The organism is Herbiconiux sp. VKM Ac-1786, assembly GCF_015350805.1.
GTDB lineage: Bacteria > Actinomycetota > Actinomycetes > Actinomycetales > Microbacteriaceae > Herbiconiux.
Genome location: NZ_JADKSG010000001.1, coordinates 1,744,971 through 1,762,280, shown reverse-complemented (window position 1 = coordinate 1,762,280; position 17,310 = coordinate 1,744,971). Strand labels below are relative to the sequence as shown.

19 protein-coding genes are annotated in these 17,310 nt (G+C 72.2%); 9 read left to right on the top strand and 10 right to left on the bottom strand.

Annotated features, from left to right (window positions below; genetic code table 11):
• Nucleotides 1-2: 2 nt before the first annotated feature.
• Nucleotides 3-272 (bottom strand): helix-turn-helix domain-containing protein, encoded by a 270-nt coding sequence (locus ITJ64_RS08675; RefSeq protein ID WP_194680249.1) that lies wholly within the window; start codon nt 270-272, stop codon nt 3-5.
• A 60-nt stretch (nt 273-332) separates the two neighbouring features.
• Between ITJ64_RS08675 and map the strand changes: the two genes are divergently transcribed.
• The 4 genes from map to ITJ64_RS08655 all read left to right on the top strand — a co-directional run bounded on the left by map (nt 333) and on the right by ITJ64_RS08655 (nt 2,640).
• Nucleotides 333-1,100: a type I methionyl aminopeptidase gene (gene map, locus ITJ64_RS08670; protein WP_194680248.1), complete on the top strand. Its 768-nt coding sequence runs from the start codon at nt 333-335 to the stop codon at nt 1,098-1,100.
• A gap of 137 nt (nt 1,101-1,237) precedes the next feature.
• A complete protein-coding gene (locus ITJ64_RS08665) occupies nt 1,238-1,873 on the top strand; it encodes an LppP/LprE family lipoprotein (RefSeq protein WP_194680247.1) in 636 nt (211 codons plus the stop codon).
• A gap of 69 nt (nt 1,874-1,942) precedes the next feature.
• A complete protein-coding gene (locus ITJ64_RS08660) occupies nt 1,943-2,224 on the top strand; it encodes a metalloregulator ArsR/SmtB family transcription factor (protein ID WP_194680246.1) in 282 nt (93 codons plus the stop codon).
• The gene (locus ITJ64_RS08655) at nt 2,221-2,640 is read left to right on the top strand and encodes a VOC family protein (RefSeq protein WP_194680245.1); all 420 of its coding nucleotides are present in this window, start codon (nt 2,221-2,223) and stop codon (nt 2,638-2,640) included. The genes ITJ64_RS08660 and ITJ64_RS08655 overlap by 4 nt, the downstream gene beginning before the upstream one ends.
• On the opposite strand, the gene ITJ64_RS08650 is transcribed toward ITJ64_RS08655, so the two are convergent.
• Entirely contained in the window at nt 2,637-3,629 is a 993-nt protein-coding gene (locus ITJ64_RS08650; RefSeq protein ID WP_194680244.1) for a zinc-binding dehydrogenase, read from the bottom strand. The two genes, ITJ64_RS08655 and ITJ64_RS08650, sit on opposite strands and share 4 nt — an antisense overlap.
• On the bottom strand, nt 3,626-4,693 hold the full coding sequence (locus ITJ64_RS08645; RefSeq protein ID WP_194680243.1) for a 2,3-butanediol dehydrogenase: 1,068 nt from the start codon (nt 4,691-4,693) through the stop codon (nt 3,626-3,628). Before ITJ64_RS08645 ends, ITJ64_RS08650 begins: the two co-directional genes overlap by 4 nt.
• 136 nt (nt 4,694-4,829) lie before the next feature.
• On the opposite strand from ITJ64_RS08645, the gene ITJ64_RS08640 reads away from it, so the two are divergent.
• Entirely contained in the window at nt 4,830-5,276 is a 447-nt protein-coding gene (locus ITJ64_RS08640) for a VOC family protein (RefSeq protein ID WP_194680242.1), read from the top strand.
• Here the strand turns inward: ITJ64_RS08640 and ITJ64_RS08635 are convergent.
• The 4 genes from ITJ64_RS08635 to ITJ64_RS08620 are packed head-to-tail and all read right to left on the bottom strand — an operon-like array spanning nt 5,273 to nt 9,205.
• Nucleotides 5,273-5,968, bottom strand: coding sequence for an alpha/beta hydrolase (locus ITJ64_RS08635; RefSeq protein ID WP_194680241.1), 696 nt, complete (start codon nt 5,966-5,968; stop codon nt 5,273-5,275). The two genes, ITJ64_RS08640 and ITJ64_RS08635, sit on opposite strands and share 4 nt — an antisense overlap.
• Nucleotides 5,969-6,027: 59 nt before the next feature.
• Complete coding sequence (locus ITJ64_RS08630; RefSeq protein WP_370545103.1) at nt 6,028-6,948, bottom strand: NAD(P)-dependent oxidoreductase; 921 nt, start codon at nt 6,946-6,948, stop codon at nt 6,028-6,030.
• Nucleotides 6,945-8,420 (bottom strand): Xaa-Pro peptidase family protein, encoded by a 1,476-nt coding sequence (locus ITJ64_RS08625; RefSeq protein WP_194680240.1) that lies wholly within the window; start codon nt 8,418-8,420, stop codon nt 6,945-6,947. Before ITJ64_RS08625 ends, ITJ64_RS08630 begins: the two co-directional genes overlap by 4 nt.
• Nucleotides 8,417-9,205 carry an SDR family NAD(P)-dependent oxidoreductase gene (locus ITJ64_RS08620; RefSeq protein ID WP_194680239.1) on the bottom strand — a complete coding sequence of 263 codons (789 nt, stop codon included), beginning with the start codon at nt 9,203-9,205 and terminating at the stop codon, nt 8,417-8,419. The genes ITJ64_RS08625 and ITJ64_RS08620 overlap by 4 nt, the downstream gene beginning before the upstream one ends.
• A gap of 148 nt (nt 9,206-9,353) precedes the next feature.
• Between ITJ64_RS08620 and ITJ64_RS08615 the strand changes: the two genes are divergently transcribed.
• Complete coding sequence (locus tag ITJ64_RS08615; RefSeq protein ID WP_370545152.1) at nt 9,354-10,112, top strand: helix-turn-helix domain-containing protein; 759 nt, start codon at nt 9,354-9,356, stop codon at nt 10,110-10,112.
• Nucleotides 10,113-10,172: 60 nt separating this feature from the next.
• Here ITJ64_RS08615 and ITJ64_RS08610 read toward each other — a convergent pair whose 3' ends face one another.
• Both ITJ64_RS08610 and ITJ64_RS08605 read right to left on the bottom strand, forming a co-directional pair.
• Nucleotides 10,173-11,528, bottom strand: coding sequence for a dihydrolipoamide acetyltransferase family protein (locus ITJ64_RS08610; RefSeq protein ID WP_228507760.1), 1,356 nt, complete (start codon nt 11,526-11,528; stop codon nt 10,173-10,175).
• Nucleotides 11,529-11,547: 19 nt separating this feature from the next.
• Entirely contained in the window at nt 11,548-13,788 is a 2,241-nt protein-coding gene (locus ITJ64_RS08605; RefSeq protein ID WP_194680236.1) for a thiamine pyrophosphate-dependent enzyme, read from the bottom strand.
• A gap of 137 nt (nt 13,789-13,925) precedes the next feature.
• On the opposite strand from ITJ64_RS08605, the gene ITJ64_RS08600 reads away from it, so the two are divergent.
• From ITJ64_RS08600 to ITJ64_RS08590, 3 genes are read left to right on the top strand one after another with little or no spacing between them, the layout of a single operon-like run.
• Entirely contained in the window at nt 13,926-14,450 is a 525-nt protein-coding gene (locus ITJ64_RS08600) for a VOC family protein (protein ID WP_370545102.1), read from the top strand.
• A gap of 22 nt (nt 14,451-14,472) precedes the next feature.
• The gene (locus ITJ64_RS08595; protein WP_194680234.1) at nt 14,473-15,150 is read left to right on the top strand and encodes a GntR family transcriptional regulator; all 678 of its coding nucleotides are present in this window, start codon (nt 14,473-14,475) and stop codon (nt 15,148-15,150) included.
• A complete protein-coding gene (locus ITJ64_RS08590) occupies nt 15,147-15,593 on the top strand; it encodes a MarR family transcriptional regulator (RefSeq protein WP_194680233.1) in 447 nt (148 codons plus the stop codon). The genes ITJ64_RS08595 and ITJ64_RS08590 overlap by 4 nt, the downstream gene beginning before the upstream one ends.
• On the opposite strand, the gene ITJ64_RS08585 is transcribed toward ITJ64_RS08590, so the two are convergent.
• Nucleotides 15,590-17,299 (bottom strand): AMP-binding protein, encoded by a 1,710-nt coding sequence (locus tag ITJ64_RS08585; RefSeq protein WP_194680232.1) that lies wholly within the window; start codon nt 17,297-17,299, stop codon nt 15,590-15,592. The genes ITJ64_RS08590 and ITJ64_RS08585 overlap by 4 nt on opposite strands.
• Nucleotides 17,300-17,310: the final 11 nt, after the last annotated feature.

The window sequence follows — 17,310 nt, the reverse complement described above, 5'->3', positions numbered from 1 at the left end:
GCTCAGGACGCGAGCGAGGGCCGCTCGACCCGCGGCGAGATCTCGCCCCAGACCTCGTCGAGCGAGAGGCCGAGCACGCCGGCGATGGCCGCGATCGTCGAGAAGGCCGGCGTCGCGACCCGTCCCGACTCGATCTTGCGCAGGGTCTCGGGCGAGACCCCGGCGTCGAGCGCCGTCTCCAGCAACGGCCGCTCGCCGCGGGCCCGCCGCAGCAGGGCACCGAGCCGGCGCCCGCGCTCGACCTCGGCGGGAGTGAGCGGCAGCCGGACCATGCCTCGATCCTATCGTAAGCCGGGATAGTATTACCGGGATAGTTATTGGAACGAGGACGCATGATCGAGATACTGAACGCAAGCGAACTGCCGCGGGCGCGGGCCACGGGGGCACTGGTGGGGAGCATCCTGCGGGAGCTGAGGGGGCGGGCATCCGTCGGTACCGGCTTGCTCGAGATCGACGGCTGGGCTCGCGAGTTGATCCTCGAGGCAGGTGCCGAGTCGTGCTACGTCGACTACGCGCCCTCGTTCGGCCGGGGCCCCTTCGCGCATTGGATCTGCACCTCGGTGAACGACGCCGTGCTGCACGGGATGCCCTCGGCGCACGTCCTGGCCGACGGCGACCTCCTCACGCTCGACCTCGCGGTCTCGCTCGACGGCATCGTGGCCGACTCCGCCGTCAGCTTCCTGGTCGGTGAGGCACGCCCGGCGGAGAGCGTCGCGCTGATCGACGCGACCGAGCGGGCGCTGGCCGCCGGGATCGCGGCCGCCGTGCCCGGTGCCCGCATCGGCGACCTCTCGCATGCGATCGGCACGGTGCTCACCGAGGCCGGCTACCCCGTGAACACCGAGTTCGGCGGGCACGGCGTCGGCTCGACCATGCACCAGGATCCGCACGTCGCGAACACCGGCCGGCCCGGCCGCGGCTATCGCCTCCGCCCCGGCCTGCTGCTCGCGCTCGAACCCTGGGCGATGATCGGCACCGACCGCCTGGTCACCGATCCCGACGGCTGGACGCTCCGCAGCGCCACCGGCAGCCGCACCGCCCACAGCGAGCACACGATCGCGATCACCGACGACGGCCCCGAGATCCTGACCCTCCCGTAGCCGCGACTGCGACCGCGACCGAGCCCACGACCGGGACCGCGCCCACGCCCGCACGGGAACCGCCGAATGCCGTGCGGAGAACCGCCGACGCAGCGCGCACCCTCGACGCGGGCGCGCATCTGGAGGAGGGTGGGGTGATGCGACGAGCGACGATGCCCACGACCGCGACGACGAGACGGGGGGTGCGCCGGGCCGGGTGGTTGCCGGTGGTGGTGCTGGCGGTGGCCGCGACCGCCGGATGCACGGCCGACACCGCGAGCACCGAAGCCGGCTCCACGCCCACCCCCGCGACGACGCCGTCCGCCCCCGCGCCCGCGCCGAGCCCCACTCCCACGGCGGCACCCACGCCCGAACCCGCGGCGTGCGGCCCGGCGAGCGGCCAGGAGGCCGCCGCCTCGGGTATCGCCGCGCTGCCCGCCCCCGCCGGTCTCGAGGGCGCCGTCTGGGACGCGGCGAACGCCGACTACTCCGGCTACGACCCCTGCGCCGACCTCTCCTGGTCGCTCGTCACCCTCGAGTACGCCACGGTCAGCTCGCCCACGGCGGTGCTCCTGTTCCACGACGGCAGCTACCTCGGCACGGCCACCTCGAAGGCCTACGGCTTCACGCCCTCGGTCGAACGCACCGCCGACGACGCCATCGCCGTCACCTACCGCTTCCCCCAGGGCGACGAGGCCAACGCCGACGCCGCGGGCCGCGCCACCGCGACCTTCACCTGGAACGCCGAGACCGAATCGGTCGACCTCGCGGGCGACCTCCCGCCCACGGGCTGAGCAGCGGCGACGCCACCTCGGACTGCAAACCTCTTGACAGGCAAGTGAACACTTGCCTATGGTCATCCCGTGACCGATGTCTACAAGGCCCTCGCCGACGAGACCCGGCGCACCCTGCTCGACGTGCTGCTGGAGCGCGACGAGCAGACCCTGTTCGAGCTCTGCAGCACGCTCGCGATGCGGCACGGTCTGACCCCGTCACGCCAGGCCGTCTCGCAGCATCTCGACGTGCTCGAACAGGCCGGTCTCGTGCTCACCGAGCGCCGGGGCCGGTACAAACTGCACACCATCGACACGTCGCCGCTGACGCAGATCGCCGAGCGGTGGCCCGACCGGAAGGCCCTCCCGTGAGAATCCAGACCGTGAGCATCTTCGTCGACGACCAGCAGCGGGCGCTCGACTTCTACACCGGCCCGCTCGGCTTCGCCGTGGCCGCCGACGTGCCGCTCGGCGAGCACCGGTGGCTGACCGTGGTCGACCCCGATCGGCCCGACGGCACGCAGCTGTCGCTCGAACCGAAGGGCCACCCGGCGGTGGGGCCGTTCACCGAGGCGCTGGCGTCCGACGGCATCCCGTTCTGCCAGCTCGGGGTCGACGACGTGCGGGCCGAGCACGACCGCCTGACGGCGCTCGGCGTGACGTTCACGCAGCCGCCCACTGACTACGGCCCGGTGATCGTCGCCGTGCTCGACGACACCTGCGGCAACCTCGTCCAGCTCGCGCAGCCGACCGGCGCCGCGGCCCGGCCCGGCACCGAAGGTGCCTAGGCCGAAGGAGCCACCGGCGCCGGCGCCGAGAGTTCCACGTGGGCCTTGATGACGCCGCTCTGGGCGCGAGCGGTGGCCACCGCATCCGTCGCCTCGTCGATGCCGTAGACGTGGGTGATCAGGGGCGACAGGTCGATGCCCGAGCTCGCCAGGAAGCGGAGGGTCTGCGGCCAGACCCCGGGCGAGCCGATCGAGCCGGTGATCGTGAGCTCCTTCGACTGGATCAGCCCGAGCGGCGCCGGCGCCGAGCGCCCCACGTCGATGCCGATGTACGCGATCCGCCCGCGGAAGGCGGCCAGCTCGAGCGCCGTCGCCATCACCTCGGGCCGCCCCGAGCACTCCACCACGACGTCGGCGCCCCGGGAACCCGACAGTCGGTCGAGGGTGGCGGCGGCGTCATCAGGATGCACGGCCTCGACGGCCCCGAGCGCGACCGCGACGGCGCGGCGCTCCTCCGAGGGCTCGACGACCAGCGTGGTGGCCCCGAGCGCGGCCGCGGCGGCGGTCACGGCCAGGCCGATCGGGCCGGCGCCGAGCACGACGAGCACGTCGCTGCCGTTGACGTTGCCCACCCGCATCAGCGCGTAGTACGCGACGCTGAACGGCTCGACGAGGGCTCCGGCCGCCCAGGACAGCTCGGCGGGAAGCCGGTGCAGCCACGCGGGCTTGGCCACGAAGTACTCGGCAGCGGCGCCCGAGATCGAGAAGCCGAAGTGGTCGTCGCCGATCACGCACTCCCCCACGACCCGGTCACCCACGGCGAACTCGGTCACGGCCGAGCCGACCGCGGCCACCTCGCCCGACCACTCGTGCCCCGGAATCACCGGGTACTCGAACGGGATGATGTACCGGCCCTCGAGCAGCTCGATGTCGGAGTGGCAGACGCCGACCCGGCGGGAGGCGATCAGCACCTCGTCGGCGGCGATGGCGGGCACGTCGAGCTCGCGCACGGCGGCGCTGTCCTCCTGGACGAACTGCAGGGCCTTCATCGCGTTCCCTTTCCGGCCTGGATGAGCACCTTCACCTGGTCGCCGCGGGGCGAGAGCAGGGTCTCGAAGCCCTGCACGACGTCGTCCATCTGCACCTGGGCGCTGACGACCTTCTCGACCGGGTAGCGTCCCCGGGCGATCAGATCGATGATGCGGGGCCAGTCGGTCACGGGGTAGCACCAGGTGCCGGCGAGCGTGATGTCGTGCTCGGAGAGCACCATCGGGTCGATCGACGCCGCCTTGGTGTGCAGCCCGGTCTGCGAGATGCGTCCGGCCGAGCGCACCGAGGCGAGCGCCGCCTGCAGGGCGCGCTCGTTGCCCGAGCACTCCACCACGGCGTCGACGCCGACGCCCTCCGTGCGGTCCTTGAGGTAGGCGGGCACGTCGATCGCGGTGGGGTCGAGCACCTCTCCCACGTCGAGGTTCCGCGCGAACTCGGCGCGGTGCGGGTTGACCTCCGAGATGAAGACCGAGGCGCCGAGCGACGAGGAGTAAAGGGCGGCGAGGGCACCGATGGGGCCCGCTCCGGTGATCAGCACGGTGTCGCCCGGGCGCACCTGCGCGGTGTCGACGCCGTAGGCCGCGACGGCGCCGGGCTCGACGAGCGCGCCCTGGAGGTCGGTGACCGCATCCGGGAGCACGCTGACGTGGGTGGCCGGCACGACCGCCAGCTCGGCGATGCCGCCCCAGGCGAAGCTCAGGCCGATGCAGGCCATCCGCTGGCAGAGGTGGTTGAGGGCGCGGCGGCAGTAGTAGCAGGTGCCGCAGGAGAGCAGCGGCATCACCGAGACGCGGTCGCCGGCCCGCACGTTCGTGACGCCGGCACCCACCTCGACCACCTCGGCCGAGAACTCGTGGCCGAGGATCTGCGGGGCGGTGGCCCCGGTGAGCGCGTGCGGCGTGGCCGGGATGACGATCGGGCCCATCGCGTACTCGTGCAGGTCGGTGCCGCAGACGCCGCACCAGAAGGGGCGGAGGAGCACCTCGCCGGGGCCGGCGCCGTTCGGCTCGGCCACCTCTTCGACCCGGATGTCCTGTGCGGCGTGGAAGACGGCTGCCCGCATCCTCAGCTCCTTTGCGTCGTCGGAAAGTTCATCATTACTGTACACACCGGTCGAGAACTTTCGCCAACCGCTAGCGATGTGCGCCTCCGTTAAGCGAGGCTGTTCAGTGACACTACCCGAAGCAGAGGAGTCGACGATGACCTTCGTCCTGGACGGCGTGCACCACGTCGGCATCACGGTGCGCGACCTCGAGGCGTCCCGCGCCTGGTACGGCGACATGTTCGGCCTGACCCCGGGGCCGGTGAACCACGGGGCGGGGCCCGAGCTCGCTCGCGGCGTGCAGGTTCCGGATGCGCGGCTGACCTTCTCGATGCTCACCGTCGGCTCGACCCGCATCGAGTTCCTCGAGTACCAGGAGCCCGTGGGCGAGGACTTCGACCGGCGCAACTGCGACGTCGGGGCCGCCCACGTCTGCTTCGAGGTCGACGATCTCGACGCGGCGGTCGCGGAGCTCTCGGCCAAGGGCGCCGTGTTCAGCAGCCCGCCGAACACGATCGACGAGGGGCCGCTGGCGGGGTCGCGGTGGGCGTACTTCCGCGACCCCGACGGCATCCAGCTGGAGCTCTGGCAGTCGCCCCGCTAGCCCGCGAGCTCGGCGACGGCCTCGGCGACGAGGTCGGGGCGGGTCAGGAACGGGTGGTGGCCCGTCGGCAGCTCCATCGCGCGGGTCGCACGGGCCGCGTGCGTCCGCTGCAGGGCGGGCGTGGTGCTGCGGTCGTCGGCGCAGACGAGGTAGGTGGAGTCGACGCCCTGCCAGCCGGCCTGCGTGGTGGGCGTGACGAATGATTCGACGTGCTGGCGCGCGAGGCGCGCGAACGCCTCGCGCTGCTGCTCGGGCGTGCCGTCCTGGAGGAACCGCGCACCGAACGCCGCCTCGTCGTAGCCGTCCAGCGCGAGGGAGCCGTCGCCGACGGGGGCGATCGCGACCGGGTCGGGCTCGTCGGCCAGGATCGACGCCTGGGTGGTGCCCACCTCCGGCAGATACGACGAGATCAGCACCAGGTGCGCGATCGCGGGGTGGTGTCCGGCCTCGGTGATGACGGTGCCGCCGTAGGAGTGGCCGACCACGACGGCGCGGTCGACGTCGTCGAGGGCGCGGCGGAGGGCGGCGGCATCCGCCACCAGCCCGCGAGCCCCCTCATGCTGCTCTCCACACGAGGGCAAGGCGAGAGCTCGGCTCCGGATGCCCGTCCGCTCCTCGAGGAGGCGCGCCGTCGGCCGCCACCACCACTCGCCGTCGCGCACCAGGGCGCCGTGCACGAAGATCAGGTCCATGCCCCGACGGTACGCCGGCTCACTGGGCCACGGGGAGGCCGTCTGCTGTCGGCAGACGCCTACCCGACCGGGCGGGTGCGGCCCCGGGTCACCTCGGCGATCGACGCCCAGTCGAGCTCGGCCTGCCCGTCGTCGAGGGCCTTCTCGAAGACCCCGCGAAGGGCGCTCTCCGAGGGGAACGAGACTCCGGATGCCCGGGCCGCGTCGAGCGCGAGCATCAGGTCCTTGAACCCGAGCTCGGTCGTGAAGCCCGCCGGCGTGTAGCTGCCGCGGGCGATCGCCCCGCCGTAGCCGGAGTACACGACCCCGGGGAACAGGCTGTCGCCGAGCAGCTCGACGAACATTCCGGTGTCGACGTCGCGGGCCTCGAGCAGCGTGATCGACTCGGCGAGCGCCTGCAGCGCGTGGATGATCAGGTAGTTGACGCCGATCTTCACCACGTTCGCCTGGCTCGGGTCGTCGCCGATGGGCCAGACGCGCCGGCCGAGCGCCTCGAGCACGGGGCGGGCGCGCTCGACGTCGGCGGGGTCGCCGGCCGCGAGCACGGTGAGCGCCCCGGAGGCCGCCGCCGGCGGGCGGCCGAGCACGGGCGCGGCGACGTAGGCGACCCCCGCGGCCCGGTGCCGTTCGCGGAGGCGGGTGGCCGCCGCCGCTCCGACGGTGGCCATGTTGACGTGCAGCGCGCCGTCGGGCGCGGAGGCCAGGGCCTCGTCGTCGAACAGGTCGAAGACGACGGACTCGTTCGAGAGCATCGAGAACACCGTGCCGACGGCCAGCGCCTCGCCCACGGAGGCGGCCTCGACGGCACCCCGGGAGACGAGGTCGGCGACCGCATCCGGAGACCTGTTCCAGACCACGACCTCGTGGCCCTGCTCGAGCAGCCGCCCGGCCATCGCCGAGCCCATCGAGCCCAGGCCGACGAAGCCGACCCGCCCGCCCGCGGCCGAAGCACCCGGGCCCGAAGCGCCCGCGTCGCTCACGCCCCCGGCTCCCCGCGCCCGGCCGCCGTGTTCAGGTGCGACTGCGAGTCGCGCAGCGTCGGCAGGCTGCCGCCCACGGTGAAGTACCGCTTGCCGGCCACGAGCAGGTCCTCGGCGGGGAACTTGGTGATCACCTGGCACCCGTCGGCGGTCACGATGACCTCCTCCTCGATGCGCGCGGCGCCCCACCCGTCGGCGGCCGGCCAGTAGGTCTCGAGGGCGAAGACCATGCCCTCCTTCAGCTCCTCGGGGTGCTCGAGCGAGACCAGCCGCGAGAAGATCGGCTTCTCCCAGATCGACAGGCCCACGCCGTGCCCGTACTGCAGGGCGAACGCGGCCTCCTCGTCGGGGAAGCCGAACTCCTGCGCCGTCGGCCACACCTTCACGATGTCAGCCGTCGTCGCACCCGGGCGCACCAACGCGATCGCCCGGTCCATGTACTCGCGCGCCCGCTTGTACGCGTCGCGCTGCGCCGACGAGGCCGAACCGACCGCGAAGGTGCGGTAGTAGCAGGTGCGGTACCCGTTGAAGCTGTGCAGGATGTCGAAGAACGCCGGGTCGCCCGGCCGGATCAGCCGGTCGGAGAACACGTGCGGATGCGGCGAGCAGCGCTCCCCCGAGATGGCGTTGACGCCCTCGACGTACTCCGAGCCGAGGTCGTAGAGCTTCTTCGAGACGAGCCCGACGGCCTCGTTCTCGCGCACGCCCGGCCGCAGGAACTCGTAAAGGTCCTCGTAGGCGGCATCCACCATCGAGGCCGCCTGGGTGAGCAGGCCGATCTCGTCGGCGGTCTTGATGCGCCGGGCCTCCATGAACAGCTGCTGGCCGTCGACCACGCGGATGCCCTGCTTCTGCAGCGCGAACAGCACGGGCAGCTCGATCACGTCCACTCCGAGCGGCTGATCGGCCACGCCGAACTTCTCGAGCTCGCGCTTGATCTTGGACGCGACCCGGTCGGCGATCTCGGCGTCGGGGCTGAACGCGCCGCGGAGGGTCGAGATGCCGGCCCGCGAACCGCTCTCGGCCCGCGGTCGCACCGCACCATGATGGGGGGCGTGCGGATCGGCGTCGGCCTCGGCCGTCGTGGTGTCGAGCCACGGGTTGAACAGCCCGTGGTGCTTCGCCGCCGAGCCGAAGTCCCACATGATCGGGTCGGTGTTGCGGGTGAGCAGGCTGAACCGGATCAGCTTGTCCATCGCCCAGGTGCCGATGTGGGTCGAGGTCATGTAGCGGATGTTCGAGAAGTCGAACGCGAGCACCGCCCCCAGCTCGCTGCGGGCGAGCTCGGCCTTCAGCCGGGCGAGGCGCTCGCTGCGCAGGCGGTCGAAGTCGATCCGCTGCTCCCAGTCGACCGCGTTGGTGCCGCGGGTGGCGGTGGGGATGGTGGCGTAGCCGCCGGCCGGCGGCTGCAGCGGGGAACGGGCGCCGCCGCTGTCGGTTCCGGCGTGGGTGCCGTCGAGCTGTGTGGTCATACGAGGACCATCCCTCCATCGATCATGATCACCTGGGCGGTGAGGTAGTCGGAGTCGGACGACGCGAGATAGAGCGCCGTTCCGACGATGTCGTCGACGGTGGCCGTGCGGCCGCGGATGATGCCCGCGGCGAACTCGTCCATGGCCCCGCCGGCCGTCTTCGTCTCGCCGATGGCGAGCAGGTCCTCGTCGAGCTTCACCCAGAGCGGGGTGTCGACGACCCCCGGGGCGAAGGCGTTGACGGTGATGTCGTGCTCGGCCAGGGCCTTGGCCGCGGACTGGGTGAGCGAGATGACGGCGGCCTTGGCCGCGGAGTAGGGGGCGAACGCCGGGAAGCCCTGGCGACCGGCCATCGACGTGGTGTTGACGATCTTGCCGCCTCCGCCCTGGGCGATCATCTGCCTCGCGGCCTCCTGGGTGCCGATCAGCACGCCGAGGGCGTTGACCTCCATGATCGAGCGCCAGTTCTCCTCGGTCACGTCGAGGAACTTCATCGGCGCGTTGAAGCCGGCGTTGTTGAACCAGACGTCGAGCCGGCCGAACTCGGCGACGGTGCGTTCGACGACTCTGCGCACCTCGTCCCGCTTCGACACGTCGGCGCGCACACCCGCGGCCGCGAAGCCCTCGTCGCGCAGCGCCTGCGCGGTGGCCTCGGCGGCCTCCCCGTTCAGGTCGGCGATGACGACGGATGCGCCTTCCAGCGCCAGCGCACGGGCGATGCCCCGGCCCATGCCGCTGCCGGCTCCGGTGACCACCGCCACGGTGTCCGATACACGATTCGCCATTGATTCGTCCCCTTCGGTGTTCAGTCTAGCTTGTCACAGTGTTCACCATAGCAACACACTTCGTCGAGCCGGTGCGCGAAAGCGCTCGTCCGAGCGGAGGCCGGTCGTATACTCTTGCTGCACAAGTCCGCGAGCGAGGAGTGCGACCATCACTGACGACATCGGCCCCCGCCTCCGCGCGGCGCGCATCTCCCAGGGCCTCAGCCTCCGCAGCGTCGCCACCGCCCTCGGGGTGTCGGCGAGCCTGATCTCGCAGGTCGAGACCGGCAAGACCCAGCCCTCGGTCAGCACGCTCTACGCGCTCGTGAACCACCTCGGCATGTCGTTCGACGACCTCATGGCCGGCAGCGCCCGTGGCTCCGCCCCGGCTCCGGCGGCGCCCGTCGGCTCGCCCGCCGGTTCGCCCGCGCCCGTGCCGGCCGATGCCCCGCCGGCACTCCCGCTGAACGTGGAGCACCTGGGCATCGCCGTGCCGCCGCTCCAGCGCGGCACCGACAACCCGGTGCTCGAGATGGAGAACGGCGTGCGCTGGGAGCGTCTCGCCGCGAGCCGCGACGGCGCGGTCGATCCGCTGCTCGTCACCTACGAGCCGGGGGCGTCGAGCTCGATCGAGGGCCGCATGATGCGGCACAGCGGCGTCGAGTACGCCTATCTGCTCTCGGGCGAGCTCACCGTGAAGCTCGACTTCGACACCTTCGTGCTGCGCGCGGGCGACTCGCTGAGCTTCGACTCGGTGCGCCCGCACCTCTACCTCAACGAGGGTTCGGTGCCCGCGAAGGGCCTCTGGTTCGTCGTCGGGCGCCGCGAGTTCTCGCAGGAGATGGCGCCGTCGGGCCAGCCCGAGCGCGCCGGCGAGAACCTCGCGTCGGCCGTCGACGTGCTGCAGGCGATGGACCGCCTGGCCTGACGCCGGCGGTCGGCGGGGCGACCGGCGACCGCCCGCCCCGCCGGTTCCGCAGAGCCTGGCTCAGACCAGGATCGACAGCGGGTTCTCGACCGCCTGCTGGAACGCCGCCAGCCAACGCGCGGCGAGCGCCCCGTCGACCGCCCGGTGATCCACCGACAGCGTGCAGCGCATCACGGTCGCGACCGCCAGCTCGCCGTCCACGACGACCGGCTGCGGCGTCGCGGCTCCCACGGCCAGGATGCCCGAGTGCGGCGGGTTCAGGATCGCCGCGAACTCCAGCGTGCCGTACATGCCGAGGTTCGACACCGAGAAGCTGCCGCCCTCGAGCTCGCTCTGCTTGAGCTTCTTCGCCTTCGCCCGGCCGGCCAGGTCGGCGACGGCCGTGCTGACCGAGCTGAGGCTGCGCGCGTCGACCCCGCGCACCACGGGGGTGACGAGGCCGCCGTCGGTGGCCACGGCGACGGCGATGTCGACCGAGGGATGCACGCGCATCCCCTCGTCGCTCCAGGTGACGTTGGCCTCGGGCACCGCCTGGAACGCGGCGGCCACCGCCTTCAGCACGAAGTCGTTCACCGAGACGCGCACGCTCGAGGTCTCGTTGACCCGGGCGCGCAGGGCGAGCAGCTCGTCGACCCGGCACTCCGCCGTGAGGTAGAAGTGCGGCACGGTCGACTTGCTCTCGGTGAGCCGCCGGGCGATGGCCTTGCGCATCGCGGTGTGCGGCACGAGCTCGACGCCGTCGGGCGACGTGGTCTCCGGGGCGACGGATGCGCGTTCCGCCGCCGGGGCGGAGGCCGCAGCCGGTGCGGCCGCCGAGGGCACCGCCCCTGAGGCCACTCCTGCGGGCACCACGGCGTCCTCGACATCGCGCCGCACGATGCGGCCGCCGGGGCCCGTGCCGGTGATCGCCGCCGGATCGAGTCCGCGCTCCTTCGCCAGCTTCCGCGCGATCGGGCTCACGAACAGGCGCGCGGAGTCACCCTGAGGTGCTTCCTCCGACGCCGGGGAAGCCGCAGCGGGCATGCTGGGGGCCGCGGGCGCGGCCTCCTCGGCCGCCGCCTCGAGCGACTCGGCCTCGACCACGGGCGTGCCGCCGTCGGGGTCGCGCTCGGTCGCATCCGGCGCCGAGTCGGGCCCGGTGACCGCCGCCGCCGGCGCCTGCCCGAGGGCCGCGTCGATGTCGGCGTCGGTCTCGCCCTCGCTGATCAGCACCGCGATCGGTGCCCCGATCTCCCCGGCCTCGCCGGGCTCGAGCAGCACGCGCCCGACCACGCCGGCGTCCTCGGAGTTGTACTCCACGACTGCCTTCTCGGTCTCGATCTCGGCCAACGGGTCGCCGACCGCCACGGTCTGCCCGGGCGTCACGAGCCAGCTCGCGATCGCTGCTTCCTCGGAGCCCGCCAGAACACTGGGCATGCGGATGATCGTCGCCATCTCAGGCCCCCTTCCCGAATGCGGCGCGCACCCGTTCGAGCCCGACGACCACGTCGTCGGCCTTCGCGATGGCGGCCCGCTCGAGCACCTTGGAGATGCTCGGCGAGGCCTCGGAGCCGGTGACCCGCTGCACGGGCTGGTCGAGCCAGTCGAAGTACCGGCGCTGGATCTCGTCGGCGAGCCACGCACCGTAGGACGTACCCTGAGCGCCCTGCTCCACGATCAGCACGGCGTTGGTCTTCTGGATCGACTCGCCCACGGTGTCCCAGTCGAGCGAAGCACGGTCGAGGAAGCGCAGATCGATCAGCTCCGCGTCGATGCCCGTCTGCTCGATGGCCTTGGCACTCTCGCCGACCATCGACAGGTAGCTGATCACGGTGACGTCGGAGCCCGAGCGCCGCACCGCGGCCTTCCCGAACGGGATCTGGTGGTCGAGGTCGTCCGGGATCTCGCCCGACTCGGCGTAGAGGTCCACGTGCTCGATCATCAGCACCGGGTCGTCGATCGCGAGGGCCGCGTTCATCAGCCCGACGTAGTCGAAGGGCGTCGAGGCGGCCATGATGCGCCAGCCGGGGCTCGTGGCGAAGATGCCCGCCGGGTCCATCAGGTGCTGCGAGCCGTAGCCCGAGCCCATGGCGATCTTGGTGCGCAGCACGAGCGGCACCGGGTTGTCGCCGCCGAACATGTGCCGCGCCTTGCCGATCTGGTTGAACACCTGGTCGGCGGCGACCCACATGAAGTCGGGGTACATGAACTCCACGACGGGCCGGTAGCGGCCGTCGAGGGCGATCCCGCCGCCCAGGCCGGCGAAGGCGTTCTCGCTGATGGGGGTGCCGAGCACGCGCCCGGGGTACTTCTCCGACAGGCCCTTGGTGGCGCCGTTCGTGCCGCCCTTCAGGCGGTGGATGTCCTCGCCGAGCACGACGATGCGGTCGTCCTCGCCCATCCGGCGGTCCATCACCGCGGCCACCGCGTCGACGAACTTGCCCTTCGTGGTGCCGCCCGTGTAGTCGGCCTGCTCGAGCGTGTCGGCGTCGGCGATCTCCGAGAGGTCGCCGCGGATGCCCACGTCCACGAAGCCCGGGTCGGGCCAGAGCTCGGGGCGGATGCGCGTCACCCCCGGTTTGCCGTCGGGGTCGGGCTCGGTCAGGGCGTCGACCGCGAGGCGCACGGCCTCCTGGGCCTGGCGGCGCACGGCGGCGAGCCCGTCCTCGTCGATCCGGCCGAGGGCGGTGAGCTCCCGCGCCATCCGGAGCAGTGGGTCGCGGTCGCGCCAGGACTGCTCCTCCTCCTTGCTGCGGTAGCCGAAGGCGCTGCCCGGGTACGGGCCGTTCTGGTGGAAGTAGCGGTAGACCTCGGCCTCGATCACGGCGGGGCCGTCGCCGGCGCGCATCCGCTCGCTCGCCCGCTCCATCGCGAGGTGCACGGCCAGCGGATCCATGCCGTCCACCCGCCAGGCGGGGATGTCGAAGCCGAGCGCTCGGGCCGAGAGCCGCGGCTCGGCGGTCACCTCGCTGACGTGCGTGGAGACGGCGTAGAGGTTGTTCTCGATGAAGAAGCAGAACGGCAGCTTCCACGCGGCGGCGAGGTTCATCGACTCGAGCACCGAGCCGATGTTCACGGCGCCGTCGCCGAAGTAGCTGACGGTGAGGTCGGAGCCGCCGGCGGCGTCGGCGTCGGCGTCGGACGAGCCGGAGCCCGCCTGTGCCTCGGCCGCGTGCTTCTGCGCCCAGGCGTTCCCGGCGCCCATCGGCACCCCTCCGCCGACGATCGCGTTCGTGCCGAGCGCTCCCGCCTCGTGCCACTGCAGGTGCATCGATCCGCCGCGCCCCCGGCAGTAGCCCTGGGCGAGGCCGAGGATCTCGGCGAGCGTCCTCTGCAGCACGTCCTGCACCGCGGGGGTGACGAGCGCCGTCGGGTCGAGCCCCTCGGGGGCGACGTGCGCGAGCGCCTTGGCGAGGAACTGGTGGTGCCCGCGGTGCGAGCCGTTCACGCCGTCGCTCGAGCGCAGCCCGACGATGGATCCGACCGCGCCGCCCTCCTGGCCGATGCTCGAGTGCGCGGGGCCGTGCACGAGCCCGGCACCGGCGAGCTCGAGCACCGCCTCCTCGAAGGCGCGGATGAGGTGCAGCTGACCGAGCATCGTGTCGAGGAGAGCCGGATCGGCGGCCTTCCAGTCGGCGGCGGTCGTGCTCAGCTCGACCCAGGGGGAGCCGGGCTGGAGGCGTTTCTCGCGAGGCATTGCAGGTGCTCCTTTGCACGGGGGTGAAGCCGGTTGCTCAGCAGACTAGATCCCGAATGGATCCATTGCAAGCCTTCCGCCGACAATCGAGCGCGGCTATCGTGGCTACTGGATACATTGATCGCGAGGAGGCGACCGTGGCCCTACCCGGACTCCGAGGTGCCGAGCACCTGGGCTTCACCGTTCCCGACCTCGAGGAGGCGCACCGCTTCTTCGTCGACGTGATCGGCTGCACGCACGTCTACACGCTGCCCGCGATGCGCCGCGACGACGACTGGATGCGGGAGCACCTGAACGTCGACCCGCGGAGCGTGGTGCGGGAGATCCGCTTCTACCGCTCTGGCCACGGCCCGAACTTCGAGGTCTTCGAGTACGAGCCCGCCGCCGACCAGCGGCCCCAGCCGCGCAACAGCGACCTCGGGGGTCACCACGTCGCGTTCTACGTCGACGACCTCGACGTGGCCGTGGCGGCGCTGGAGGAGGCGGGCATCCGGGTGCTCGGTGCACCGACCGCGAGCCGCAACGCCTCGGAGGGCCAGCGCTGGGTCTACTTCCTCAGCCCCTGGGGCATGCAGTTCGAGCTCGTCAGCTACCCGCACGGCAAGCAGTACGAGCAGGAGGCGGAGGTGCGCCTGTGGCACCCCGCTCGCCCGGCGGAATGACCCGCGGTTAGTATTCGAGGCGATGACCGACACCAGCGTCACCCGCGACTCCGCGTACCGCGACAACGTCGCGAGCCACCGCATCGCCGAGAGCCTCCGCCGCGAGATCCTCGGCGGCACGCTGGCGCCCGGCACGCGACTGCGGCAGGAGGACCTCGCCGAGCGCTTCGGGGCGAGCCGCATCCCCGCGCGCGAGGCCATCCGGATGCTCGCCGCCGACGGTCTCGTCACCCTGGTCGCGAACTCGGGCGCCTGGGTCTCGCGGCTGAGCCTCGAGGAGTGCGTCGAGGCGTACTCGATCCGCGAGCGGCTGGAGCCTCTGCTGCTGCGCCGGAGCCTCGAGCACCTCTCGGCCGAGCAGCTCGACCGGCTCTCCGAGCTGGCGGATCGGATGGAGGCCAACACCGACGTCGACGCCTTCATGGCCGACGACCGCGAGTTCCATCTGCTGAGCTACGCCGGCGCGGCCACCGGCGAGCTCTGGCAGATCATCCACCGGCTCTGGAACACCACCCAGCACTACCGCCGCGCCTACGCCACGCTCGTCGGCGTCTCGGGCATCGGCGTGACCCACCTCGAGCACCACCTGCTGGTCGACTGCCTGCGGCGCGGCGATCCGGATGACGCCGAGCGGGTGCTGGTCACCCATATCCGGCGCACCCGGCTCGAGCTCGTGAAGCACCCGGAGCTGTTCGCGTGAGCGAGCGCGCCTGGCAGGGCCTCGCCGCGCTGCACGCGTGCGTCGAGGCCGAGCTCGAGCAGGCGCTCGCCCGGAGCGTGGGCCTGTCGGTGGTGGAGTACCGGGTGCTCGACGCCGTCGGGGCACCCGACGCCCATCCGCTCCGCATGCAGGTGGCGAGCGAGGTCGCCGTGCTGACCGGGAGCGCCACCACCCGGCTGGTGAACCGGCTCGAGGAACGGCAGCTGGTGCGCCGCGGGCCGAGCCCCGACGATCGCCGCGGCGTCGCGCTCGAGCTCACCGAGGCGGGGCGACTGCTGCTGGATCGCGCCCGGCCCGTGCACGCCGCCGCGATCGAGCGGGCCTTCGCCCTCGCCCAGGCGTCGCCCGGGCTGGCTCCGTTCGCGCGGGCGCTGCTCGAGGCACCGGCCCCGGGCGGCCCCGACGGGCGCACCCGGCGTTAGAGCCGGTCCTCGCGGAACTCCTCCGCGAGCTCCTCGCCGCGCGCGAAGGCCTCGTCCTCGCGCTGCCGCAGCTCGACCCGGCGGATCTTGCCCGAGATGGTCTTCGGCAGCTCGGCGAACTCCACCCGCCGCACCCGTTCGAACGACGACAGCGTCTCGCGGGAGTGGGCGAAGATCGCCGCCGCGGTCTCGGCGTTCGGCTCCCAGCCGGCGGCGAGGGTCACGTAGGCCTTGACGATGCTGTGCCGCAGGTCATCCGGAGCCGGCACCACCGCCGACTCGGCCACGGCCGCGTGCTGCAGCAGCGCGCTCTCGACCTCGAACGGCGAGATCTTGAAGTCGGAGGACTTGAAGATGTCGTCGGTGCGGCCGACGAAGGTGATGGTGCCGTTTCCGGCGCGCTCGGCCACGTCGCCGGTGCGGAAGTACCCGTCGGCCCGCGCGGCGGCCGTGCGCTCCTCGTCGCCGTAGTAGCCCGACATCAGGTTCGCGGGCTCCTGGGTGAGGTCGAGGCAGATCTCGCCGAGCTGCACCCCGTCGTCGGCCGGGGAGGGCTCGCCCGAGACCGGGTCGACGATCGCGATCGCGACCCCCGGCAGGGCCTGGCCCATCGCCCCGGGCACCACCGGAGCCCCGGGCGGGTTCGCGATGATCGCGGTGGTCTCGGTCTGGCCGTAGCCGTCGCGGATGGTCAGGCCCCACGCGTCCTCGACCGCCTTGATGACGCCCGGGTTCAGCGGCTCGCCGGCCGAGAGGATCTCGGTCAGCGCCCGCGGCTTCTTTCCGAGCTCGCTCTGGATGAGCATCCGCCACACCGTCGGAGGGGCGCAGAAGGTGTCGACGCCCGCGCGATCGAGCTGGGCGCGCAGGGCGGCCGCGTCGAAGCGACCGTAGTTGTAGACGAAGACCGTGGCCTCGGCGTTCCACGGGGCGAAGAAGCAGCTCCAGGCGTGCTTGCCCCAGCCCGGGGAGCTGATCGCGAGGTGCGTGTCGCCCGGCTGCACGCCGAGCCAGTACAGGGTGCTCAGGTGGCCCACCGGGTAGGACTCGTGGCTGTGCACCACCATCTTCGGCTTCGAGGTGGTGCCCGAGGTGAAGTAGATCAGGCACGGGTCGCCCGAGTCGACGACCACGGTCGGGCTGATGCCGGGGGCGTCGACCGACTCGGCGTAGTCGATCCAGCCCTCGGGCACCGCCTCGGGGTCGGCGCCGACGACGATCGGCGTGAAGTCGCCCTCGACCTCGTCGAACTTGGCGACCTCGGCGACGTCGACGATGACGTGCGCGATGCCGCCGCGCTCGATCCGGTCGGCGAGGTCGGCCGGTGAGAGCAGGGTGGTGGTGGGCAGGATGACCGCGCCGAGCTTCATCACGGCGAGCATCGACTCCCACAGCTCGACCCGGTTGCCCAGCATGAGCATCACGTGGTCGCCCTGCTCGACGCCCTCGCCGTGCAGCCAGGCGGCGACCTCGTCGGAGCGGGCGCGCATGAGGTCGAAGCTGACGACGGTCTCGCTGCCGTCCTCCTCGACGATGTGCAGCGCCGGATGGTCGTTGCCGATCGCGATCTCGTCGAACCAGTCGACGGCCCAGTTGAAGTGCGGGCCGACGTCGGGCCAGCGGAAGGCGGCGCGGGCGGCGGCCACGTCGGTGCGGTGCGCGAGCAGGGTGTCGCGGGCGGCCCGGAAGCTCTCGGTCGGGTTCATGGATCCAGTCT

Bases quoted from the DNA above. Each gene is read 5' to 3' on its own strand.
- map (WP_194680248.1), top strand. From the start codon at position 333: ATGATCGAGATACTGAACGCAAGCGAACTGCCGCGGGCGCGGGCCACG.
- ITJ64_RS08640 (WP_194680242.1), top strand. From the start codon at position 4,830: ATGACCTTCGTCCTGGACGGCGTGCACCACGTCGGCATCACGGTGCGC.
- ITJ64_RS08665 (WP_194680247.1), top strand. From the start codon at position 1,238: ATGCGACGAGCGACGATGCCCACGACCGCGACGACGAGACGGGGGGTG.
- ITJ64_RS08620 (WP_194680239.1), bottom strand. From the start codon at position 9,205: ATGGCGAATCGTGTATCGGACACCGTGGCGGTGGTCACCGGAGCCGGC.
- ITJ64_RS08610 (WP_228507760.1), bottom strand. From the start codon at position 11,528: ATGCCCAGTGTTCTGGCGGGCTCCGAGGAAGCAGCGATCGCGAGCTGG.
- ITJ64_RS08605 (WP_194680236.1), bottom strand. From the start codon at position 13,788: ATGCCTCGCGAGAAACGCCTCCAGCCCGGCTCCCCCTGGGTCGAGCTG.
- ITJ64_RS08635 (WP_194680241.1), bottom strand. From the start codon at position 5,968: ATGGACCTGATCTTCGTGCACGGCGCCCTGGTGCGCGACGGCGAGTGG.
- ITJ64_RS08675 (WP_194680249.1), bottom strand. From the start codon at position 272: ATGGTCCGGCTGCCGCTCACTCCCGCCGAGGTCGAGCGCGGGCGCCGG.
- ITJ64_RS08625 (WP_194680240.1), bottom strand. From the start codon at position 8,420: ATGACCACACAGCTCGACGGCACCCACGCCGGAACCGACAGCGGCGGC.
- ITJ64_RS08595 (WP_194680234.1), top strand. From the start codon at position 14,473: ATGACCGACACCAGCGTCACCCGCGACTCCGCGTACCGCGACAACGTC.
- ITJ64_RS08645 (WP_194680243.1), bottom strand. From the start codon at position 4,693: ATGCGGGCAGCCGTCTTCCACGCCGCACAGGACATCCGGGTCGAAGAG.
- ITJ64_RS08650 (WP_194680244.1), bottom strand. From the start codon at position 3,629: ATGAAGGCCCTGCAGTTCGTCCAGGAGGACAGCGCCGCCGTGCGCGAG.
- ITJ64_RS08585 (WP_194680232.1), bottom strand. From the start codon at position 17,299: ATGAACCCGACCGAGAGCTTCCGGGCCGCCCGCGACACCCTGCTCGCG.